Source organism: Chloroflexota bacterium (assembly GCA_026389585.1).
In the GTDB taxonomy this organism is placed as follows: Bacteria; Chloroflexota; Dehalococcoidia; order UBA2247; family RBG-13-53-26; genus JAPLHP01.
In genome coordinates this window covers 1-22,875 of the sequence record JAPLHP010000008.1, presented here as the reverse complement: position 1 = coordinate 22,875, position 22,875 = coordinate 1, and the positions used below count along the sequence as shown (strand labels likewise).

Genomic DNA, 22,875 nt, shown 5'->3' with positions numbered 1-22,875 from the left:
GCCATGAATAAGGAAGATCGGGTTCATATGATTGACATAGGCGAAAAGCCTGACTCAGAACGAGAGGCCATAGCGAAGGGCCGGATCAAGATGCAGGCCTCCACGCTGAAGATGCTTCGCGAAGCAAGTTTGCCCAAAGGCGATGCTCTGGCTGCAGCGCAGGTGGCTGGCATTATGGCAGCGAAGAAAACACCGCAGTTGATACCTTTGTGCCATCCCTTACTGCTTACCGAAGTCAAAGTGGGATTTGATTTTGATGGGAAGAGGGGAATGGTAGAGATTACCGCCAGTGTCAGAACGTTTGGCAAGACAGGGGTTGAGATGGAGGCACTGACTGCGGTAGCTGTGAGTGCCCTGACAATCTATGACATGTGTAAAAGTGTTGACCCGGCAATACAGATAGAGAATATCCGCCTCGTTAAGAAAAGTGGGGGCAAGAGTGGGGTGGTTGTTCTCGAGTGACACTGGGGCTTCGACCTCTTGACCCAAATGGTTGATATCCTATTCAACATTTCTCATAATTCCTCATACAAACCAGCATTGCTCCTCCAAGTACTTACTCAAACCAGAGGCACTTACGGATCGTGTTGCTTGGGGCATGACTGTGTTATACTTCTACGTCAGCAGAGGTTTGGTTGATCAGGGAGGGTGAGTGAGCATTATCTTCCTGGCCCAATGCGGTTTGATTTGTCGGTAACTTAGATGCAACCACGAAAACCCCAGAAGCTGGGAGACAGGATATTTCGTATATCCCGGTCTCGGGTGGAGCCATGGCGGGTTCCTCTGGCCATGGCCCGCGTACCATCGAGATTCCACAACATGCCGTTTGCCTTGCTGGTGTACGGCTTTGCCGGCATAATCGCTCTGGGTGCACTTCTTCTCTGGTTACCCATGTCGAGCAAGGCAGGCGAGTTCACCTCCTTCCCTAACGCTCTCTTCACGTCTACTTCAGCGGTATGTGTCACGGGCCTTGCTGTGGTGGATACTGGGACCTATTGGAGTTCTTTTGGTCAGGGTGTGATCCTGGTTCTGATTCAAATCGGTGGACTTGGTTTCATGACCGGTGCCACTCTTCTTTTACTTGCCTTTGGCCGGAGGCTCGGTCTGCGAGAGAAGATACTCGTCAGAGAGTCTCTGGGCGTGGAGAGATTGGGTGGCCTGGTGCCGCTGGTCATGGGCATTGCAGTCTTTACCCTGGTTGTCGAAAGCCTTGCGGCGGTGATCTTCTATGCCAGGTTCTCCAGCCAGAGTCCGCCGTCAACGGCAGCCTGGCAGTCGATATTTCATGCGGTTTCGGCCTTCAACAACTGTGGGCTCGATATCTTCGGCGACTTCCGGAGCTTAACCGGTTACCAAGGTGATCCCTGGGTGTTGCTGACAACGGCTGCGCTTATCATCCTGGGTGGTATCAGTTTCATAGTGGTGTTTGATGTCTTTGGTGTCAGGAGATTCAACAGGCTGGCGCTTGATACCAAGATCGTGCTGACTACTACCCTCGCCTTACTGGCCTTGGGTACAATAGTCATCCTGGTCACTGAATTCAACAATGAGCTTACGCTCGGCCCAATGTCCTGGCCGCAGAAGGTGCTTGATGCCTTCTTCCAGTCTGTAACCCCCAGGACTGCCGGCTTCAATGTCATTGCCATAGGCAGTATGGCATCCTTTTCGCTCTTCTTCACCATAATGCTTATGTTTGTGGGTGGAGCCTCGGGTTCAACAGCCGGCGGTATCAAAGTCAATACCTTTGGCATGCTTCTGGCCACTGTGTGGAGCACAATCAGAGGCAAGGAACATCCTGGGGCTTTCGGCCGGGAGTTCAGGGCACAGCAGATACATCGAGCGTTGACTGTGGCGATGCTTTCTTTGGGCCTCGTAGCCATCGTGACCTTGGTATTGACAATCACGGAGAAAACCGATTTCATTAGAGTCCTCTTTGAGACAGTCTCTGCTTTTGGCACTGTGGGTTTGTCAACGGGGATAACCCCTGGCCTATCTCTGGCTGGCAAGCTGATCATCACTTTTACTATGTTTGCTGGAAGACTCGGCCCTCTGACTCTGGCACTGTCTCTTGTCCAGAGCCAGCAGCCAAGTGCATACCGATATCCTCAAGGAGATGTGAGAATTGGATAGGAGGCGCAAATGGCAAAGCAAGTAGTGGTTATAGGTCTGGGACGCTTTGGGGTCGGTCTGGCCACTACCCTGTTGAGCATGGGATATGACGTATTGGCCCTGGATGCTGATGAGAAGAGAGTCGAGGCAGTTGCGCCTCATATAATGCGCGCTGTTCAGGCAGATGCTACCGATGAGGCTATTCTGAGGGAATTGGGCGTTGACAAGTTCGACGTGGCTGTAGTAGCCGTGGGATCGGATATACAAAACAGCGTGCTGGCGACAATTCTTCTGAAGAAGCTGGGGGTTCGGTATGTGATAGCCAGGGCCGACAATGACTTGCACGGCACTATCCTTGACAAAATCGGTGCTGACAAGGTTGTCCATCCCGTGCGCGAAATGGGGTCCAGGGTGGCACATGGGTTGACCCTGACCAATGTTCTGGACTACATGCCGGTGGCACCCAGTTATGGGATTGTTAAGCTGGTGCCGCCGAACAGCTTTGTAGGGAGGACGCTGTATGAGCTTGGGTTAGGCCGTGAAGGCAAGTGGGAGGTGGGAGTACTTCTGATTCAGCGTGAAAAGGAAATCATTGTCACCCCGGACCAGATGGAGGTTGTCAGGCCGGATGACATCATGATAGTGTCGGGTAATGATGACAGGCTAGAGGAGTTGCTGACCGAGGCCAGGAAGGTCAGACTACCGGAGGAAGAAGGATAAAACCACCTCACGAAGATTCTGGTAAAGGGTAAAGTCTGTAAGGGCGTATTGTGTGCCGGTCAATCGACAAGTAAGGGCAGGCACAATTTCGCCCTTACTTGTATCAGGCAACTCTGAGGTTATGCCAGGGGGTTGTCTTGCCAGGCATTAGCCTCATTCGCTCATTAGCGCTTGAAGATCCAGTGGCTCACCCTTTGAAGGTTCCAGTCTGAGGCTGATTGCACCAATGGGGCAGGTGTCCTCGCAGGCACCACAACCCATACATTTTTTGAGGTTGACAATGGCTTTCTTGCCGCCCTCATCCAGAGTGAGAGCGTTGAACCGGCAATACTCTATGCATTTTGCACAAGCGTTACACTCGTCACTCACCTCAGAGACATAACCTGAAGGTGCAAGAATGGGGACTGTCCCCTCTAACAGATTCCACATTTTCACACCGGTACAGCAGCAACTGCAGCAGTTGCAGATGGAGAAAAATCTGTTTCCTAACTGCTTCTTGAAATAGGCACAGTGAACATGGCCCCGCTTGTGCTCGGCCTCGAGTATTTTCACTGCTTCTTCCTGAGAGATCTTTCGGTACTTGGGGTTCTGGTCTGCGATGAAGGAAGCGAAAGGATCGCCGATAAACATGCAGACGTCCAGAGGAAGGCAGGGTTTGTCTTGCATTGAACGGCAGGGACAATCACCGACGGCAATTGACCCGGGATTCTTCAATATGATGTCCTTGGCTATCTTGAAGGGTACTACCTTGTCGGGCGTTATTAAGGATAGATCATGTTTCTGGGTAACCAGTTGTATCGCATCTTTCAACTTGACGACTTTTGCGTGGTAGATGCTGGTCGCTGCGTCTGGGGATGCTTCGGCAATATTCTGTACCAATGATTTCAGCAGTGTGTCCATAGCTTCTTCCTTCAGCTTCTCAGGGGGACCTTTGCTGGGAAGACCTGATGCCAGAAATGCATGGTGAATAAAATGGTCTATGTACTTGAGGTAAAGGTAGGCATGGGTGAAGTCGTCCTTATCCTCCAAAGAATAGAAATCCCAGAGTGCTTTGGTTGAATCGTTTTCCATAAGAGTATTCTCCCTTCGTCAGTCTGACCTATTATGGCATTCTCAGTATATCTATTTGCGATTTTACCCCCTTGATCAACAGTTTACAAAAAACTTCCTGCCTAGCTGTTCTACAGCTACATGGTTTAGTACCTAATCGGCCAAGAGTGCCATATGACTTCAGTAGCGAATCCGAATTCGCCCAACCCCTACTAATATCCCTGGTATCCGTACCTGGGGTACTTCCCGACAATGACCATTTCGACGATGCCATAGCCAACTTCCTTGCCGCAGCGCATTTCACACATAACATCATCCAGAAAAGAGATCTCGCGAATCATATTGGGATCGCTGAGGTCCAGCTTGACGCCATCGATAAAGTAAGGACCCATCCACAGACCGTGGGTAAAACCCTTGTAGCCAAAATATCCACCCGCTTTGACGTAGCAAGCACTGAGGGGATTAACCGATATATCTATCCTGGAACCGTCTTCGACGTGAAGCACCACATTCCCTCCGTTTATCTGACGAATATCGGATCTGAATTTGAAATTGTGCTCCACTTTGGTTATCGCACGTTCTGCCTTTCCGCTTTCGACAGGATAAAAGACTCCGCCGCTAAAATGGCGTGACTTCTCTTCCCAGGTCTCCCGGGTATGATAGGTGGCGCCCCAGTTATCGAACTGCATCACTATCATGTTGTACAGGTAGCCCTCGGGAATTTCACCGGGCTGTACTCCGTTCTCAGGTACTCCACCACCGCGCCTTGTGCCCCATGAATGATCGCGCTCTGCGCGCCAGCTATCCTTGTCGATATGGTAGGTCTTGCCTTCAACCTTTATCCAGCCGCTGGGCTCCCCTACCTGGAAATAGCGTTCTACGTTCTCTTCCACCCTGCCTCGAAAACGGGCAAGCTGCGGTTCTTCCTCATGTGCGTACATGGTTGCCTCAAACTCGATGTCATAGCTGAGACCATGCTCGTTGTCGGCGAGGGCGCACTTTATCCTTTTCAGTGGCTCCAAGACGTCATATGAGAAGGGCCCAACTTTGACCTCATCGATTCGTGGCCGGAGCTCACGAGATGCCCTGACGTTATACTGTGTCTTACCATTGACAGCAAAGCAGGCAAAGGCGTCAATGATATTGCGGTTGTAATAGACGCCAAAGCCCGCCACAATGATGAGTTTCCCCGTTGAATCGTGGGCGCAGAACCATACCCTCTCTGTCCATTCACGCGCACTGGTTTCAACGCTGTTGAAGGTGGCTGCGATCTGGTGGCAAAGAAACTCATCGTATTTCGTAAGCATCCTTGGCGCTCCTTTCGGCTGCATTTTCTCCCTGAGAGGAGGTTGAGGGCTGAGGGAGCTTCCCCCGTTCCTGGTCTGTCATCTATGAATGCATGGTCTCGGCGAAATCCGTGTTATGGCGTAATAGCACGGGTTCCATTTCCGCAAAAGGATAATCTCTGGAATCGCCCGTTGTCTATCAGGGATTGCCTGACAAAAATTTGATCTGGATGGTAGTGTCTTGCCAGGAGTTTCCTGCTCGTGCTAAAAGGATCCTCAGTACACGAACTGCCAAGACAAGAATTGTAGCTGCGAAAGAGTCTGGCATTGCAGTTTTTGATCTGCGCAGATATGATTCTGGTTGGAATGAGACACTGGCTGGTGTGAGAGAAGAGCATGCGCATTCTTGCTGTAGATATAGGCACCGCGACTCAGGACATACTACTATTTGATAGTTCTAAAGTGGTGGAGAACTGCTTCAAGATGATTATGCCCTCACCTACCGCAGTTCTTGCTGAGCGCATATCTCGTGCTACGGCAGCCAGGCGGCCCATACTGCTCACGGGAGTCACGATGGGTGGAGGGCCAAGCAAAAGGGCACTATCGCGCCATACCAGTGCAGGTTTGGCTGCCTATGCTACTGCAGGGGCAGCACTCACCTTTAACGATGACCTTGAGGTAGTGAAGGGTATGGGAGTGACTATCGTTGGCCCTGACGAGGCGGTCGCTCAGCCCAGTATAGAGACAATCGAGCTTAAAGACCTTGATCTGGCAGCCATAAGGAGGGCTCTGGACATCTTCGGCGTTGATAGCCGGCTCGATGCTGTCGCAGTTGCTGTACTCGATCATGGTTTTGCCCCTCCCGGGGTATCCAATCGAGTCTTTCGTTTTGAGTATCTCCGAAGCCTTATGACGCAAAGGAATGAGCTTGTGTCTTTTGCGTATCTTGCTGACGATCTCCCTGACTACCTGACCCGGATGAAGGCGGTAGTTGGGAGCATTGATACTGATGTTCACATACTCATCATGGATACCGGGGCGTCTGCCATTCTGGGAGCGCTGCAGGATAGGGAGGTTTCAAAGCACAACCGCGTGTTGATTGCGAACATGGGCAATTCTCATACTGTTGCCTTCCACCTCCAAGACAACTCAGTTGAGGGATTCTTCGAACACCATACCAATATTCTTGATGGCGCCAAGCTGGATGGGCTGATTACGAGACTGGCGCGGGGGGCCCTGACCCATGGTGAGGTCTATGATGGTGGGGGACATGGAGCAGTGGTTATTGGTAAGAGCCATGAGGAGCCATTTCTGGCCATAACCGGGCCGCGTCAGGATATTACGGCCGGTTCACAACTGAAGCTGCACCGGGCTGGACCTCATGGGGACACCATGCTGGCTGGCTGTTATGGCCTGGTGAGTGCTTGCGGCCTGCGGATAGATGACTGGCGTGAAGAAATAGCTCAAGCACTGGCAGTAAGTACCTGACAGGTTCCGTTTTGCCTCCCTGACCGGGAGTTCAACCTCCTGTCTCTCAACAGCCGGGTTCGCCAAGATGACCACAACAATTCTGTCTTTTCACAATCTTGATCAGATTGTTGCGGAACACGAGATACAACTTTCTGTGGAGAGGCATGGTAACCCGCATGTTAGTGAAGAAGGCTTTAAGCGTCGGACGCCTTTTGGGCTGTTCAGCCTTCCTTGTCTGGTTCTCTGTCTTATCTTCCTTTTTCATTTTGGGTACCTCCTGCAACAGGCAATAGCTCGATAACCTTGTCTTTGCTCTTGAACCCCTTAGAAATTCTGACTCGGTTCTCAGGGACTCCGAAGTGTTTTGCCATCAATCTAATAACTGCTCGGTTAGCTTTGCCTTCTATCGGAGGATCCTTGACTCTCACTATGAGGCTGTTCTCATCTTCTATTATCTCTTCGGTCTTAGAGCGAGGTTTTACTTTGATCTGTATTTTCGTAGAGCCCTCCCATTTCAAATGGCTGCCAGGACCGCCAAGATCATGCATGTCCCTTTTGTGATAGCTAGGGTAGTAAACCAAGTAGATCGGCCGGATCCCTGATGAGTGCCTTTGCCCCGTTAGCAGTCAGTTCTTCAGCCGTGCGAAACCCCCACAGCGCTCCTACCGGGTACATGCCTGCTGTGCTGGCGGTCTTCATATCGATCCCTGAATCACCAAGGTATAGAAATTCATTTGCTGGTATGTTCAGACGTTGCACAATTTCCAAGGCTGCCTTAGGGTTGGGTTTCTTGGGCACGGAAGGCGAAGCTCCCATTATGATGTCGAATTGCCACTTTGACAGTAACTTCGATACTGTGGCTTTGGTGGAGTCATCAGGTTTGTTGGACAATATGACCAGTTTGATATTGCGAGCCGTCAGGGCATCAAGTAGCCCTGGTATACCTTGGTAGGGACGAGTGTTGTTTGCCCAGCGCTTGCGGTATTCCTCACGTATGGCAGTGATACATTTGGCTAAGGTGGCTTTATCGCGATGTTTCTCCGGGAGGGCTCGGTGGGCCAATTCCTCTATCCCATCCCCTACAAAATACTTATAAGCCTCAAGCCCATGTTCTGGGAAACCAGAGCTACTGAGCACGCTGTTCACAGAATCGGCCAGATCTTGAAGCGTGTTTAATAGTGTCCCATCAAGATCAAAGAGCACTGCTTTGTACTTCATGTGACAGATCTTCCCCAAGCAGGCTATAAGATATCAGTGCACTTACCAAGAGTCAACTCGACATAACTACTGGCATAGGAGAGATTCTCTTTGACTGCAGTCCTGCAACTGCTGGCCATGGTGATGGCTTCCAACATAGGCCGATGTTGTTTATGGAGGACTAGGCTTGCTATAATCGCCTTTGCGAAGGAGTATATTCTTATATGGCTATTGCCAAGGTGAATGCTGCAGCCATAGTCGGCCTCGAAGGCCAGCTAGTCGAAGTAGAGGTGGATATCTCGAGCGGGCTGCCTGCGACGACTATAGTGGGTTTGCCGGACACGGGAGTACAGGAAGCCAGGGAACGGGTTCGAGCAGCTATTCGGAATTCTGGTTGCATTTTCCCTGCCAGACGGATTACAGTTAATCTGGCTCCGGCTGATCTCAAAAAAGAAGGACCTGCCTATGATCTCCCCATTGCCGTGGGTATTCTCCTCAGCTCAGAGCAGGTGGCTGCTGATATTTCTCGGGTTCTTTTCCTGGGGGAGCTTTCTCTCGATGGCAGCGTGCGTCATACGCATGGCATACTTCCTATGGTTGCTCTTGCCAAAGAGAATGGGCTTTCCACAGTGGTAGTTCCTTCCAGTGATGCGAAGGAAGCTTCCCTGATAGAGGGTATTGATGTTATCCCCACTAGTTCGTTGTCCGAGCTGGTTCGCCATCTCCGGGGGGATAGCCCCATCACCAGTTATAGACCCATGCCTTCAGAGGAGGCGACAGCGCAGGTATGGAATGTCACTGACTTGACTCACATAAAAGGCCAGGAGCATGCCAAACGGGCGCTAGAGGTGGCGTCTGCTGGAGGACATAATATAGTCATGGTTGGCCCACCAGGCAGCGGTAAGACTATGCTCGCCAGGTCCATCCCCTCCATCTTCCCCAAGATGACTATGGAGGAGTGCTTGGAGGTGACCAAAATATACAGTGTGAGTGGGCTTCTACCTTCCGATACCCCCCTTATCGCTCAGCGTCCTTTCCGAGCCCCTCATTACACTATCTCTAATGCTGGGTTAGTGGGAGGAGGACGATGGCCGAGGCCTGGAGAGATAAGCCTGAGTCATCGGGGCGTTCTCTTTTTAGATGAATTCCCCGAGTTTGGACATGCTACCTTGGAGGTCCTGCGGCAGCCGTTGGAGGACAAGGTGGTGACCATTAGCCGCGCTCAGGGCAGTATTACTTTCCCGGCTAATTTTATGCTTGTGGCGGCAATGAATCCCTGCCCCTGTGGCTATTATGGTGATTCTGTTAAGGAGTGCCGTTGTTCTTCTGCTGAAGTGACTCGCTACAGCAAGAGGATCAGCGGTCCTTTGATTGATCGGATTGATATCTTCGTTGATGTTCCCCGCGTAGAATATGAAAAACTTGCTGATGATAGGCAGGACGAAGGCTCTGAACAGGTGCGTGCCAGGGTGGAGATGGCACGCCAAATACAGCGGGAGCGATTCAATGGGAAAGGACTTTGCTGCAATGCGGACGCAACCGCAGTGGAAGTGAAGGAGTTCTGCCAGGTAGAGCCGTCGGCTCAAGGACTACTCAAGACAGCAATGAAGCAGCTATCTCTTTCTGCCAGAGGTTTTCACCGTATTCTCAAAATTGCCCGGACTATTGCTGATCTTGAGAGTGCTGACGTGATCAAAGCACATCACCTGGCTGAGGCAATCCAGTACAGGCCGAGGAGCTTGTCACAGTAATAGGTGGATTCCTATTTGGATCAACTTTTTCGGTGGGTCATCTCAGCCGGGTCTATAAGGCATAAGCAAGTACGAGGCAGTACTGAAGCTGGTTGATACCTGGGAGAGAGTAGGCGACCAGGTGTTCTTGCTCCAATCCAGCATTTCCAATATACTTTCTAGAGCGCAGTCAAGCGCCAGGATGGCCGCCAGTTTGCTGTTGCTCACCATTGTGGCTTAGAGTGCTATTTGCTTTGGTGGGCATATTGACGAGGCCTGATATTGTTAGAGAAGTGGCGAAGGCCGTGCAGGTTGATCAGACGATGTGAGAAGGAGTCGAGTGATCAGGGGGTGCCTATACCTCGGTTCAAGAAGACTGATTGTGTGGTGATAGTGTGACTGGCGACGAACTCAGAAAGGCTTTCCTCAGTTTCTTTGAGGGAAAGGGACATACAGTCCTTCCCAGTTCCTCTCTGATACCGCAAGGTGACCCGACCCTGCTATTGACCACTGCCGGTATGGTACAGATCAAGCCCTATTTTTTGGGTTTGGCCACGCCGCCTAACACTCGACTGACCTCCTGTCAGAAATGCTTCCGTACCACCGATATCGATTCAGTGGGAGATACGAGACATCTCACCTTCTTCGAGATGTTGGGGAACTTCAGTGTAGGAGATTACTTCAGGAAAGAAGCTATCGAATGGGCCTGGGAATTTGTCATTCAGTGGCTCAAGTTCCCACCTGAACGTCTCTGGATAACCGTTTTCCTTGATGATGATGAGGCTTTCAAATATTGGCGACAGATAGGGGTTCCTGCGGAGAGGATTGTGAGGCTTGGTGAGAAGCAAAACTTCTGGGGACCGGCGGGAGATTCCGGGCCCTGTGGCCCCTGCAGTGAGATTCACTATGATTTTGGTGTGGAATTAGGCTGTGGCGAATCAGGTTGTGGCCCGGCTTGCGACTGCGGTCGCTTTTCCGAGATATGGAATCTGGTATTTACCCAGTATGACCAGAACAAAGAAGGACGCCGCACCCCTCTGCCTAAGCCCAATATAGATACTGGGATGGGCTTAGAGCGCGTGGCTGCAGTAATGCAGGGGAAGAGGTCAGTGTATGAGACCGATCTGTTTGCTCCCATAGTAGCCAGAGTGGCGCAGATTTCTGGAAAAAGATTTGGAGAGGGTGACAAGACTGATAAATCCATCAAGATAGTGTCTGAGCATGTCCGTGGCATCCCCTTTCTGATTGCGGATGGGGTGGTTCCGAGCAATGAGGGAAGGGGTTATGTGTTGCGTCGGCTGCTGCGCCGCGCATCCCTCTTTGGCAGGAACCTGGGGCTTGAAGATCCTTTCCTCGTTACGTTGGCAGATTTTGTTATTGAGAAGATGGGGCGTGTCTATCCTGAACTGAAGCTAAACCAGAACCTAGTCCGAAATGTCATAGACATGGAGGAGAAGCGGTTTGGGCAGGTTATTGATGCTGGGATAGGTCACCTTGATGCCGTGTTATTAGAGATGATCGAAAATGTAAGAAGACAGGCATTAAGTCCAAATTTTGCAGAGACGTTTGCTCAGGTGCAGAAGATGGTGCAGCATCTTCAGCAAGACGCCATTCCCATGCAGGCAATCAAGCAGTATCAGGAAGCGGCCAGTCTATTGCAGAAAGCGGTGCAGCATCTTCAGCAAGACGCCATTCCCATGCAAGCGATCAAGCAGTATCAGGAGGCGGCCAGCCAATGGCAGAAGACGCTACAAGTGTTCAAGCTGGACGCCAGTCTCATCCGAGTGCTGCAGCAGTTCAAACCATTTGTAATTCCAGGCGGAGAGGCATTCAAATTGTATGATACCTATGGGTTTCCTAAGGAATTGACGGAAGAGATCGCTGCTGAGGGAGGTTTTCATGTTGATTCCCAGGAGTTTGAACGGGAGATGGAAAAGCAGCAGGAGCGCGCCAGGGCATCCCACAAGTTCAGCCTTGGTGATAGGACAGATTTGAAGTCCTATGAGCAGTTGGGAATCACTCGGACGGAATTTGTTGGATATGACCGACAGAATCATAAGTCAGTGGTGATGGGGTTGATAGCAGGAGGCAGACCTGTTGAGTCTGCTTCTGAGCATGATGAGGTTGAGGTGATCTTGAAGGAGACGCCTTTCTACGGAGAGATGGGTGGACAAGTCGGTGACACCGGTGTGATTCGAGGTGGGCACGGTGCTGTTAGCGTCACTCAGACAACTAGGCCGCTACCTGATCTAACTGTTCATCATAGTGAGGTGATCCGGGGGCGTATTGCTGTAGGCGACAGTATTGAGGCTGAAGTTGATCTGCCACGCCGTCTGGATATTGCGCGCAACCATACCGCAACGCACTTACTGCAGTCTGCCTTGAGAGCAGTGCTGGGACAGCATGTTCGTCAGTCTGGCTCTCTCGTTGCCCCTGACCGATTCAGGTTTGACTTCACTCACCTTGAACCGGTCGGGAAAGAACGACTTCTGGAGATCCAGCACCTGGTGAATGAGAAGATAAGGCAGAATCTGTCGGTGGTTGCCCAAAATACCTCCTATGGGGAAGCGGTCTCGGAGGGCGCTACGGCTCTGTTTGGGGAGAAGTACGGCGAAGTCGTTCGCATGATCTCGATCGGAGATCCGCCGTTCAGTGTCGAGCTCTGCGGTGGCACGCACGTGCACTCCACAGGTGAAATAGGCATACTGCACATTATTGCTGAGGAGAGCGTTGGAAGCGGGGTCCGGCGGATTGAGGCGGTGACGGGGAGTGGGGCGGAGAGGTTACTCGAGCAGCGTGCATCCATGTTGGAGTTTCTGGCCTTGGAGTTGCAGACCGTGCCCGATGGTGTTGAGGCCAAGGTTTCCAGTATATTGGTTGAGCTGGATGTGGAGCGCAAGCGAGCACTTGCAATGGAGCGGGAGATAGCAAGGCAGATGGCAGGGCCATTGTTGTCCCAGGTGAAGGTGATCAATGGCGTAAATGTATTATCTGCCAAGGTATCAGCCACCAGTCCGGAGGCCGTGCGCGAGGTGGGTGATCGACTCAAGGAAGAGCTCAAGAGTGGGGTAATTGTGTTGGGGGCAGTCTATAATGAGCGGCCTAGCCTGCTCTCTATGGTTACCCCTGATTTGATAGCCAAGGGATTTCATGCTGGTGATTTGGTGAAACAGGTGGCTAAAGTGGTTGGTGGTGGAGGGGGTGGTAAGGCTGAACTTGGACAAGGAAGCGGGAAAGACGCGACTAAACTGGAAGAGGCTCTGAAGCAAGCTGCGAGTTTAGTTGAACTCCATTATGACAAAGACTCTGGCGTGTGGCGGAAGGACGTTGGCTGATACTATGGTAGCGGGTCGAATCCTAGCGCTTGACGTGGGGGAGAGGTGGATCGGAGTAGCTATTAGTGATCCCTGTGGTATTCTAGCCAGTCCGTTGACGAGAATCGACAGAATGGGGGCGGAAGTCCCTGTAGAAGCCATCCGCCATCTGGTGATCCAGCATGGGGTGCAGCGCATTGTAGCTGGGATGCCTTATTCTATGAATGGCACTTTGGGGCAGCAGGCGGAGCGTGTCCGTGATTTCCTGCAGGAACTTTCTCAGTCGCTGGATATTCCGATAGAAACCTGGGATGAGCGGCTCTCAACCGTGGCCGCTGGGCGGAGGATGGCTGAGGCCAAATCAGCCAAAGGAAGCAGAAAGGCGCGAATTGATACAGCAGCGGCAGCGTATATCCTGCAAGGATATCTGGACGCGGTGCGCGCCAAACAAGGGTAATATTGAGACTTTGGCTTGGCATGGGTTGAACACCGAAGGTTCACAGGCACAGACAGAATATACCCTGCCGGGCTTCATCTACCGGTAGAAGTCTTCCCTCTGCTTCAATACAAACCAGACTGATAAATTTGAATCTGAGGACGGTGTTTCACCGATGAAAAAAGCTGTAGCTCTTATCGGCTACCCTCTAAAACATTCTATTTCCTTGTGTTTCCAGCAAGCTGCCTTCGATTACTACAGTCTCGATATCAGCTATGAGAATTGGGAGACAGACTCGACGCAACTGGAGACAACAGTGAAACGCCTTCGCCAGCCATCAATGCTGGGGGCCAATGTGACTATACCGCATAAGGAAGAGGTCATACCTTTGCTCGACGAGATGGATAAACTTGCAGCCCATATCGGTGCGGTGAATACCATTGTCAATCGGGACGGCAGGCTTTCGGGTTACAATACCGATTCTCCTGGTTTTGTAAAAGCTCTGCGCCAGGATGGAGGTTTCGAGTGTCGGGGTAAGAGTGCGCTGCTTCTGGGCGCCGGAGGGGCAGCCAGGGCAGTGGCTTTTGCCCTTATCAAGGAAGGCGTAAGGCGTCTTTCTATAGTCAATCGGACTGAGGAGCGTGCCGAGGTATTGGCTGCTTCTTTGAGAAAGGAGGCTCAAGGGAACGTTAAGATGACTGTCTTGTCATGGGAGGTACTGAGATCGGGCAAAGCACTCTCCGGCTATGATCTATTGGTCAATTGTACCTCTATAGGAATGAGACATAGTGCAATGGAGGGCAAGACTCCCTTAGAGGCCAGTTTGATCCCAAAGGGTGCTCTCGTCTGTGACCTAGTGTATAATCCAGAGGAGACGCCGTTGTTGAAGGAATCTAAAAAGGCTGGTGCAGCAGTCATGGGGGGTTTACATATGCTGGTCTATCAGGGAGCAGCCTCCTTTGAGTTATGGGCAGGTAGAGAGGCTCCTGTTGACATAATGTTCAAGCGAGCCAGGGAAGTTCTAGACTAGGGAGTTGAGAGTTGCCGGCCGAGGTGAAATTAGTCACTGTTTATACTGGTACCTATCTTGAAGCCCAGGTAATGAAGTCTCACCTGGAGAGTGAGGGAATCCCTGCCCTCCTACGATATGAGGGTGCAGGGCTGATCTATGGCATCACTGTTGATGGACTCGGTGAGACGAGTGTTCTGGTACCTGCTGATTTGTCTCAAGAAGCGAGGGAGATTCTGCGAGGTGGTGAGGAGTTGACAGATTAGATGATGTTCAGATTTCGTTTTCTTACTTCCGGTGAGTCGCATGGCAAGGGGCTAACGGTGATTATCGATGGCATGCCGGCCGGTGTGCCTCTGAGTGAGGACTATATCGCTCGTGAACTGGGGAGGCGGCAGTGTGGATATGGGCGTGGTTTACGCATGAGCATAGAGCATGATAGAGCCGAGATTCTGTCGGGGGTGCGCCATGGACTGACTATAGGAAGTCCGATTAGCCTGTTGATCTGGAACCGTGATTGGGAAAACTGGAAAGAGATTATGAATGTTTCTCCTACCGAGAAGGAGATACAACGGATCACTCGCCCACGCCCAGGACATGCTGACCTTGCTGGGGTTACTAAGTATGGCTTAGGAGATATCCGCCCCATACTGGAACGCGCCAGTGCCAGGGAAACTGCGGCTAGAGTAGCTGCTGGTGCGGTGGCTCGGAGATTTGTACAAGAATTTGGGGTGGAGATCAATAGTCATACCCTGGCTATAGGTGGTGAGTGGGCAAAACCACCGTGTTCTATCGATTGGCCACAAGTGGAAAAATCACCCGTCCGGTGTGCTGATGCTGAAGCGGAAAAGGCTATGATGACCGCTATTGATAGAGTCATCTCATCCAAGGATACAGTGGGTGGGGTTTGTGAAATTATTGCCTCCGGGGTTCCAATTGGTTTGGGGAGTCATGTCCAGTGGGATCGCCGGCTGGATGGAAGAATTGCCCAGATAATCATGAGTATCAACTCTGTTAAGGGACTGGATATTGGAGATGGCTTCGGACTAGTCAATTCAATAGGCTCCGAGGCCCACGATGCCATCGAGGCAAGCGAAGAGCCTCCTTACCCGTGGAGGCATACTACTAACCATGCTGGCGGGATTGAGGGAGGAATGAGCAACGGCGAGCCTATTGTGGTAAGGGTTGCAGTGAAGCCGGTCCCTACTCTTGGCAGTCCGCTCCCCTCAGTAGACTTGTCTACGGGTGAAGCAGTCCAAGCTCACTTTGAAAGAAGTGACATCTGCGTTGTTCCAGCCGTGGGGGTGATAGGTGAAGCCATGCTGGCGGTTGTTTTGGCAGATGCCATGATGGAGAAGTTTGGCGGGGACAATCTAGAAGAGATGCGGCGCAACTACGATAACTATCTGAACTCTATCCGGAGATCGGGATGACTAGACTGGGCTTTCATTGCCATGATTTAGGCCACTTCAATAAGGTGATAGTCTCGAATGGATTGCAGCGGGGAGAGTTCTATAATTTCCTGCCACAGAATTTGCCGGAATTGAGAAAGGCAATTGAACATCATGATGTGGCATCGAGCGTGCATGCTCCGCTGGTGAAGATTCCGTGGTATCCTATGCCCCCTACCCTGTCCTTTCTTTGTGATGTTGATGTGGAGAAAAGACAGCTCAGCCTGAGAATGGTTCATGAAACGATGGAGTTGGCCGAAGATTTCGGGGCTGAGTACGTGGTGGTTCACTTCCCATCACCTCCCTCAACCGGGGTTGATGGTATGGGGTATGCCAAGTTGCGGGATATTGCCTGGCGGAGCGCTGTTTCACTGGCGGAGCTTAGTGAGAAACATGGCGTGCCAATTCATATTGAGGGGTTTGGACCCAGCCCTTTCCTCACGGTGGATTTCCTGGTTGAAGTTGCTAGTGGGCTTCCCTGCTTGTGTTATTGTTTTGACGTGGGTCATATGCACATTGCTGCTAAGCGGGATGGGTTCGATCTCTATCAGGTTGCCCAGCAGTTGGCACCATATATTGGTTCTGTTCACCTGTGGAATAATCGAGGTATTGGAGATTACTTATCCTTTGGCCATATTCCAGTGCATCCGAGTCAGGAGCCCGAGGATGGCTGGGTGGATATTGCCCGCCTTCTGCCATTGATACTATCGAGCAATCCCGCCTGCCGTGTTATTCTTGAAAGCGGCTCTCACTATCCGGAGGCGTTAGGTGGGCATGATTTCCGAGACGGAGTAAAGTGGGTAAAAGAGCTAATGACTGCATTATCTTGATCGGCTTCTCTGCCACCGGGAAGTCAAAGGTGGGGTGGGAGGTGGCCAGTCGCCTTGGTTGGGATGTGGTAGATACGGATGAGGAAGTGGTAAGGCTTGCTGGCAAGAGTATCCAACAGATTTTTGCCCAGGATGGGGAGAAGTATTTCCGAGGAATTGAACGGCAAGCATTGATCGAGGCGTGCAAGAAGAGGGAGGTGGTGGTTGCCACCGGTGGCGGAGCAGTGCTTGATCCTCACAACCGCACGTTGATGAAAGAGAGTGGAGTGGTCATCTGCCTTGAGTCCAGCCCGGAAACAATCTACCATCGACTGCTGAAGGATAATGAGGCCTCCGGAGCTATACGTCCTCTTCTCGCAGTTTCAAATCCCCTTGAACAAATCAAACAGTTGAAGGAATCTCGTCAGCCTTATTATGCCACCGCTGACTGGACCGTGCATACTGACAATTTGACTTTGGATGAGGTATGCCAGGAGATAATCAGGGGGCGATATTACTGGGCTCGCGCTCATAAAGGAAGTGATGGTTGCCTCTACGAGGAAGGTCTTGGCTGTGAGGTGATTACTGCTGCAGAACACTATCCTGTTTATGTTGGTTGGGGTTTGCTCCACAATCTTGGTGAAAATATGCGTCAGGCAAGATTGACTGGTACTGCATATCTGGTCAGTGACGAGACGGTTTTCTCCATTTATGGTGCCACGGTGACGGAAAGTCTTCAGAATACCGGTCTTGCTGTAGAGCACCTTCTAGTCTCTCCTGGTGAAACGACCAAAACACTTGAAACTGCTGCCAGAATCTATGATTGGTTAATAGACCGTCGAACTGAGAGAGGTGATGTCATTATTGCCTTGGGCGGAGGAATGGTAGGTGACCTCGCTGGCTTCGTTGCGGCTACGTTCCTTCGCGGCTTGCCGCTGGTGCAGGTGCCTACCAGTCTGGTTGCCATGGTGGATGCTTCTATAGGCGGGAAGACAGCAGTTAATCATTCCAAAGCCAAGAACCTTATAGGTGTGTTCTACCAACCTCGTATAGTGGTGGCCGATGTTCAAGCCCTGACCTCTCTTGCCAAAAGAGAACTGGTTTCCGGATGGGCGGAAGTAATCAAGCACGGGTTGGTACTCGATCCTGAGTTGTTCACCTTTTTGGAGTGTAATGTCGAGAGGCTTCTAGTATTGGACCCAGAAGCTGCTACTGAGGCCATAAGACGCAGCGTAGCTGTCAAAGCCAGGATTGTTAGTGAAGACGAGAGGGAGCAGCGGGGGAGGCGTATTCTGTTAAATTATGGACATACTATAGGCCATGCCTTAGAAGCGGCAACTAACTATGAGCAGTTTCTTCATGGTGAAGCTGTGGCTATAGGCATGGTGGGTGCTGCTATGATCAGCTATAGCTTAGGGCTACTATCGGAAGAAGTGGTGGAACGGCAGCGCATTCTCCTAAGCAGGTTTGGCTTGTCAACCTGCTGCTCTGGAGTAGACATGAACGCAGTCCTCAGGGCAATGGAGTTGGATAAGAAGGTGAAGGCAAAAGCGGTAAGGTGGGTGCTGCTCGAAGGGATCGGTCAGCCGGTGGTTCGACATGACATCCCGTACGAGCAAGTGGCGAAGGTGATCGAGAGGTTGTTGGTGACTGGGTGAGTTTTTGATTAATTCTGTTGTTGTTTGAAGACGGGAGCAATGAATTGATGCGAAGGAAGTGAATGATGGCGAAAAGCATTATTAGGGGGACCACAGTTCTGGCGGTTAGACGGGGTAACCAGGTGACCATAGCTGGAGATGGTCAGATTACCACTGGAGATATTGTGTTGAAAAGCAGTGCCAAGAAGGTGCGTACTCTCTATCACGACCAGGTGGTCGCCGGATTTGCTGGCTCGGTGGCTGATGCGCTGACCTTGTTTGAGAGGTTCGAGGGTGTGCTGGAGAAGTATGGAGGGCAACTCAGGCGGGCGGCAATAGAATTGGCCAAAGAATGGCGTACTGATCGCGTGCTGCGCCGCCTGGAAGCTTGGCTCATAGTGGCTGATCGAAACGAAATGCTGGTGCTCTCGGGAGAGGGCGATGTGGTGGAGCCTGATGACGATGTAGCGGCCATAGGCTCCGGAGGTGGCTATGCGCAGGCTGCGGCCAAGGCTCTGCTGCGTCATTCCAACCTCAGTGCCGAGGAGATAGCACGCACCAGCATGGAGATTGCTGCTAGCATATGCATCTATACTAACAACCAGATAACTGTGGTGAGCTTGGGCGAAGGGAACGCCTGATTAGCTTGCTGTTGCCTCAATCATGGGAACAGGGGTAGTTAGAGAGTGCGTAATGGTCTACTATGGTTTGGCTTATCTCTCTGAGTACGGCGGTAGTGGTGCTGGATATATTGATGACAGAGGTCTAAGTGGGAGTATCTTCGATACAGCGAGCTATAATCGCCAGTTATTTGCTTAGGAAATAGAGTTGGCAGTGGATCAAGGATTTAAGATAGAGAAATCTTGTCCACAAAGCAGTGCGCGAGCTGGCTTACTCCTCACACCGCGAGGGATTGTACCTACCCCCCTGTTCTTACCAGTAGGCAGCCAGGCCACAGTCAAGACCCTCACGCCGGATGATCTCGAAGTTATTGGCGTGAGAATGGTATTGAGCAATACCTATCACCTTTATCTGAGGCCGGGGATTGATATTGTGGAATCACTGGGAGGTCTGCACCGCTTTATGTCCTGGGAGAGACCTATTCTTACTGACAGTGGAGGCTATCAGGTATTTAGCTTGGCAGCGCTTCAGAGGGTTAGTGATGAGGGAGTTAGCTTTAGGTCTCATATTGACGGTAGTGAACATTTCTTTACTCCTGAAAATGTGATTCAATTCCAGAAAAGGCTGGGAAGCGAGATTGTTATGCCATTGGATGAATGTCCTCCCTACAGTGCAGACTCAACGTTAATCCGGTTGGCTATGGAGAGGACGCATCATTGGGCAGAAAGGTGTCTGAGAAGTCATCGGCGGAAGGATCAAGCCCTCTATGGTATTGTGCAGGGAGGTGTCTTCCCGGAATTGCGCCGGGAATCGGCAGCGTTTCTTACTTCCCTGGGATTTGCTGGTTATGCCATTGGTGGCTTAAGTCTGGGAGAGCCAAAGCAGGTGACACTAGCGGTGGTGGATGAAACGGTGTCCTTTCTTCCCAAGGACATGCCGCGGTATCTCATGGGTGTGGGTGCGCCTGAGGATATCTTTGAGAATGTGGCCAGGGGGGTGGATATGTTTGACAGTGCCCTGCCTACTCGCATTGCCAGAAATGGCGCCCTATTCACGACGTTGGGGAGACATAATGTACAAAATGCTCGCTACAGGAACCTGGATGAACCTATTGATGCTGGATGTGGTTGTTACACCTGCAGTAACTTCTCAATAGCATATCTTCATCACCTTTTCAAAAGCAGTGAACTTCTAGCCTACAGGTTAGCTACTATTCACAACCTATGGTTTATCATCAAGTTGATGGAGCGGATAAGGCAATCTATCCTTGACGGCTCTTTTGTGGCCTTTAAGAATACTTTTCTATCTAGTTATCGAACAACCGATGAGGAAGTACGGTTATCTCAGAAGCAGAAGTGGCTAAAGAGGTCGTCGAAGTTCTCTGGCGAAGGCGACAGCTCCAAGGACACCGGCATTGTCACCTAGCTGGCTGGGAACGATGCGCACCAGCTGTGCTGGCATTTGAAATGCTCTTTCTGTAACCACCTTTCTCGCACCATCAAGGAGCATATTGCCCATCTTGGCCATCCCCCCACCAACGATGATCATCTCGGGGTTGAATATGTTAACCAGGTTCACTAGACCTACACCCAGGTAGTTCGCTGCTTTGGAGATAATTGTTAAAGCCAGAGTGTCTCCTTTTTGGGCTGCAGTGGCTACTGTCTGAGCAGTGATGTTTTGCAGGTCTCCCTCAGCAAGCTCAATGATGGCAGTCTTGGCGCCCTGGGCGATAAGCCTCTGTGCTTCTCTGGCCACTGCCTTACCCGAGGCCAGCATTTCAAGACAACCGATGTTACCACAACTGCAGCGAGGCCCATTGATGTCAATCGTAGTGTGGCCTATTTCGCCGGCGCTTCCAGAGGGGCCGCTATACAACCTGCCATTGATAATGATTCCACCACCGATGCCTGTGCTCACTGTAAGATAGATCAAGTTGTTCATGCCTCTTCCAGCACCAAAGATATGCTCTCCTAGAGCAGCGGCGCTAGCATCATTCATAATGAAGGTTCGTATCCCTGTGGCTTTCTCTACCATGTCTTTCAGCGGGATATTGTGCCAGCCAGGCAGATTGGGTGAGTCTGTTACTAGACCTTTCTCTGAATCTATGGCTCCAGCAGCAGCAATGCCTATTGTAGCGATAGAGTAGGATGAAGAAAATGCCTTACTGACAAGGCTATTAACTGTAGTCAGTAGGCGGTTGATTACTGCATCTGCTCCCTCCTCAGCTAGAGTGGGATTGTATTCTCGAGAGATAATCTCACCCCTGGACGAGATTAGGGCGGTAACGATCTTGGTGCCACCTAGATCTACTGCCAGAATAGGGCTTTCCTCAGTTGATCCTGCCATCATCCTTGCTGCATTATAGCTGTCGTGATACTGTATTATCAATCAATTTCTGCAAATCGCAATTCAATGATGCCTGCTCCGATTCTAATCCGCTTCATCATTTGAACTGCCCCAGCTTCATCGATGTTCTACGGAGCTTCATCATTTGATGTGCTTTCCCTCATATTGTAGAGAGCAGTGTTCTATTAAGAGGCTGTCACGAAAGAAGTATACTATCTTGAGGTGCAACTGGAGAGATGGTGTAGTTCCACTCTCCGTGAAAGGAATCCCTTTGGATATTGACACTGGCCATCTCTTGGTCGGACACCTTGATCCCCGTGGGGTGTGATGTGGTATCAAGTTGGCATTGAACTCGAAGTCCCTCTCTTGTCGTCGTCGCAGCGATGAGGTTGACAATGACCTCATGACTCACCATGGGCTTTCCCCGCCAATTCTGGCTGATGAATGAAAACAAACGGTGTTCAATCCTGTTCCACTTGCTGGTTCCGGGTGGCAAGTGAGAGACCGAGATGGAAAGGCCCGTTTCGTTCGCCAGTTTCTGTAGTTCCAGTTTCCAGAGTCTTATCCGGTAGCCATTGCTGCCCCCACTATCAGCACTAATAAGCAATTGTTTTGCCTGCAAGTATCTCTCCTGTCCCATCAACTGCCACCAGCGGCGGATGCTCTCTACTGCAAAAGCAGCGGTATCATGATCGATGCCGACATTGACCCATCCCCAATTCCAGGTTATGTCATATACTCCGTAGGGAGATGCCTTCCGCAGTTCTGGAATCATAAAATCGTGAACCCGCACTTTTTCAGGGTTGCCCTTCGGACGAAGTTCCCGGCCACCATTCTTGAAATCGCCGACCTGTTCCCTTTTCTTGGTGTCAACCGAAATGACTGGTTGCTTGATGGCCTGATATTCTTTGACTTTGTTGCTAATATACTCGAACTGAGCATCGCGATCGGGATGGGACGTTCCTTCAAGTGTCTTTCGATTGGCTTGAAGGCTATAGCCCATCTCGTGCAGAAGTTCCGCCACCAGGTTATGACTGATCTTGTGTCCCTTTTGAAGGAGTTCATGAGACAGCTTGCGCACACTTTTGCACGTCCACCTCAAGGATGATTCAGGGTCTCCTCGACTGACAGGTTCGATCAGACTCTCAAGGTCCTGTCTGAGCTCAAGGTCCTTGTCAATGGTTCGCTTGCGCCCCCCGCCCTCCTTGCGAATACGCTTTTCGGTTGCTCTTTCAGGATGTTTGAGTTCTTCGCATCCCAACGCAATGGCACGGCGTGAAACCCCTGTTTCGCGGGAGACGATGGAAATCCCACCATAGCCAATAACTGCGGCTTCCGCCGCAGCAACAATCCTCCGAAGACGCTCATCAAGAAAGCCTGCCAAGGCTTCAAATCGCTGTTTGATCGAATGTGTATCCATGCTCTAAGTATAGCATAGAATACCCCAACTTGCAATAGTTATTCTGTTACAGACCCTAAGTCCGCTACCGTAATAGGCTCCGGCCCTAATTCGCTTAGCCACACTTCAAAGAAGTTGGCCCATACCGGCGTATCAACGTCTATCTTGGCGTAAAGCTCCTCAAGATTGCCCAGGAAGCTCTTAACGCCCATAAAAGCAAGTAAGTTGCCTACTACTTCAGCGTAACTTTCAAAGCTGCCCAGTGATACTATGTCAGTCGTGGTAGGTTTT

Annotated in this window: 22 protein-coding genes; 14 read left to right on the top strand and 8 right to left on the bottom strand. The window is 51.1% G+C overall.

Annotated features, from left to right (window positions below; all coding sequences use genetic code 11):
- Positions 1 to 3: 3 nt before the first annotated feature.
- From moaC to NTZ04_00425, 3 genes are all read left to right on the top strand, one after another.
- Positions 4 to 462 (top strand): cyclic pyranopterin monophosphate synthase MoaC, encoded by a 459-nt coding sequence (moaC, locus tag NTZ04_00435; GenBank protein ID MCX5990796.1) that lies wholly within the window; start codon positions 4 to 6, stop codon positions 460 to 462.
- Between the two features lie 240 nt (positions 463 to 702).
- Positions 703 to 2,130, top strand: coding sequence for a TrkH family potassium uptake protein (locus tag NTZ04_00430; protein MCX5990795.1), 1,428 nt, complete (start codon positions 703 to 705; stop codon positions 2,128 to 2,130).
- A 9-nt stretch (positions 2,131 to 2,139) separates the two neighbouring features.
- On the top strand, positions 2,140 to 2,829 hold the full coding sequence (locus NTZ04_00425; GenBank protein ID MCX5990794.1) for a TrkA family potassium uptake protein: 690 nt from the start codon (positions 2,140 to 2,142) through the stop codon (positions 2,827 to 2,829).
- A 153-nt stretch (positions 2,830 to 2,982) separates the two neighbouring features.
- Here NTZ04_00425 and NTZ04_00420 read toward each other — a convergent pair whose 3' ends face one another.
- Positions 2,983 to 3,900, bottom strand: coding sequence for a 4Fe-4S binding protein (locus tag NTZ04_00420; protein MCX5990793.1), 918 nt, complete (start codon positions 3,898 to 3,900; stop codon positions 2,983 to 2,985).
- A 191-nt stretch (positions 3,901 to 4,091) separates the two neighbouring features.
- Positions 4,092 to 5,186: a hypothetical protein gene (locus tag NTZ04_00415; protein ID MCX5990792.1), complete on the bottom strand. Its 1,095-nt coding sequence runs from the start codon at positions 5,184 to 5,186 to the stop codon at positions 4,092 to 4,094.
- 375 nt (positions 5,187 to 5,561) lie between these two features.
- Here NTZ04_00415 and NTZ04_00410 point away from each other — a divergent pair, with 375 nt between their 5' ends.
- A complete protein-coding gene (locus NTZ04_00410; protein MCX5990791.1) occupies positions 5,562 to 6,653 on the top strand; it encodes a DUF1786 family protein in 1,092 nt (363 codons plus the stop codon).
- A gap of 46 nt (positions 6,654 to 6,699) precedes the next feature.
- Here the strand turns inward: NTZ04_00410 and NTZ04_00405 are convergent, their stop codons facing one another.
- The 3 genes from NTZ04_00405 to NTZ04_00395 are packed head-to-tail and all read right to left on the bottom strand — an operon-like array spanning position 6,700 to position 7,853.
- The gene (locus tag NTZ04_00405; GenBank protein MCX5990790.1) at positions 6,700 to 6,900 is read right to left on the bottom strand and encodes a hypothetical protein; all 201 of its coding nucleotides are present in this window, start codon (positions 6,898 to 6,900) and stop codon (positions 6,700 to 6,702) included.
- A complete protein-coding gene (locus tag NTZ04_00400) occupies positions 6,884 to 7,153 on the bottom strand; it encodes a DUF167 domain-containing protein (protein MCX5990789.1) in 270 nt (89 codons plus the stop codon). The genes NTZ04_00405 and NTZ04_00400 overlap by 17 nt, the downstream gene beginning before the upstream one ends.
- A gap of 46 nt (positions 7,154 to 7,199) precedes the next feature.
- Positions 7,200 to 7,853 (bottom strand): HAD family hydrolase, encoded by a 654-nt coding sequence (locus NTZ04_00395; GenBank protein ID MCX5990788.1) that lies wholly within the window; start codon positions 7,851 to 7,853, stop codon positions 7,200 to 7,202.
- Positions 7,854 to 8,056: 203 nt separating this feature from the next.
- Here NTZ04_00395 and NTZ04_00390 point away from each other — a divergent pair, with 203 nt between their 5' ends.
- The 10 genes from NTZ04_00390 (at position 8,057) to tgt (ending at position 20,264) form a co-directional block, all read left to right on the top strand.
- Positions 8,057 to 9,583 carry a YifB family Mg chelatase-like AAA ATPase gene (locus NTZ04_00390; GenBank protein ID MCX5990787.1) on the top strand — a complete coding sequence of 509 codons (1,527 nt, stop codon included), beginning with the start codon at positions 8,057 to 8,059 and terminating at the stop codon, positions 9,581 to 9,583.
- Between the two features lie 374 nt (positions 9,584 to 9,957).
- On the top strand, positions 9,958 to 12,897 hold the full coding sequence (gene alaS / locus NTZ04_00385) for an alanine--tRNA ligase (GenBank protein MCX5990786.1): 2,940 nt from the start codon (positions 9,958 to 9,960) through the stop codon (positions 12,895 to 12,897).
- A complete protein-coding gene (gene ruvX, locus NTZ04_00380; GenBank protein MCX5990785.1) occupies positions 12,857 to 13,333 on the top strand; it encodes a Holliday junction resolvase RuvX in 477 nt (158 codons plus the stop codon). Before alaS ends, ruvX begins: the two co-directional genes overlap by 41 nt.
- A gap of 154 nt (positions 13,334 to 13,487) precedes the next feature.
- Positions 13,488 to 14,342, top strand: a complete 855-nt coding sequence (aroE, locus tag NTZ04_00375; protein ID MCX5990784.1) for a shikimate dehydrogenase — start codon at positions 13,488 to 13,490, stop codon at positions 14,340 to 14,342.
- An 11-nt stretch (positions 14,343 to 14,353) separates the two neighbouring features.
- Complete coding sequence (locus tag NTZ04_00370) at positions 14,354 to 14,587, top strand: DUF2007 domain-containing protein (GenBank protein ID MCX5990783.1); 234 nt, start codon at positions 14,354 to 14,356, stop codon at positions 14,585 to 14,587.
- A gap of 3 nt (positions 14,588 to 14,590) precedes the next feature.
- The gene (aroC, locus tag NTZ04_00365; GenBank protein MCX5990782.1) at positions 14,591 to 15,754 is read left to right on the top strand and encodes a chorismate synthase; all 1,164 of its coding nucleotides are present in this window, start codon (positions 14,591 to 14,593) and stop codon (positions 15,752 to 15,754) included.
- Entirely contained in the window at positions 15,751 to 16,602 is an 852-nt protein-coding gene (locus NTZ04_00360; protein MCX5990781.1) for a TIM barrel protein, read from the top strand. The genes aroC and NTZ04_00360 overlap by 4 nt, the downstream gene beginning before the upstream one ends.
- Positions 16,569 to 18,239: a 3-dehydroquinate synthase gene (aroB, locus tag NTZ04_00355; protein ID MCX5990780.1), complete on the top strand. Its 1,671-nt coding sequence runs from the start codon at positions 16,569 to 16,571 to the stop codon at positions 18,237 to 18,239. Before NTZ04_00360 ends, aroB begins: the two co-directional genes overlap by 34 nt.
- Before the next feature lie 65 nt (positions 18,240 to 18,304).
- The gene (hslV, locus tag NTZ04_00350; protein ID MCX5990779.1) at positions 18,305 to 18,859 is read left to right on the top strand and encodes an ATP-dependent protease subunit HslV; all 555 of its coding nucleotides are present in this window, start codon (positions 18,305 to 18,307) and stop codon (positions 18,857 to 18,859) included.
- Positions 18,860 to 19,052: 193 nt separating this feature from the next.
- The gene (gene tgt, locus NTZ04_00345; protein MCX5990778.1) at positions 19,053 to 20,264 is read left to right on the top strand and encodes a tRNA guanosine(34) transglycosylase Tgt; all 1,212 of its coding nucleotides are present in this window, start codon (positions 19,053 to 19,055) and stop codon (positions 20,262 to 20,264) included.
- On the opposite strand, the gene NTZ04_00340 is transcribed toward tgt, so the two are convergent.
- From NTZ04_00340 to NTZ04_00330, 3 genes are all read right to left on the bottom strand, one after another.
- Entirely contained in the window at positions 20,199 to 21,227 is a 1,029-nt protein-coding gene (locus NTZ04_00340; GenBank protein MCX5990777.1) for an ROK family protein, read from the bottom strand. The two genes, tgt and NTZ04_00340, sit on opposite strands and share 66 nt — an antisense overlap.
- A 154-nt stretch (positions 21,228 to 21,381) precedes the next feature.
- Positions 21,382 to 22,605, bottom strand: coding sequence for an ISAzo13 family transposase (locus tag NTZ04_00335; GenBank protein MCX5990776.1), 1,224 nt, complete (start codon positions 22,603 to 22,605; stop codon positions 21,382 to 21,384).
- Between the two features lie 38 nt (positions 22,606 to 22,643).
- Positions 22,644 to 22,875 (bottom strand): hypothetical protein (locus tag NTZ04_00330; GenBank protein ID MCX5990775.1); only part of this gene is annotated, 232 nt, incomplete at its 5' end.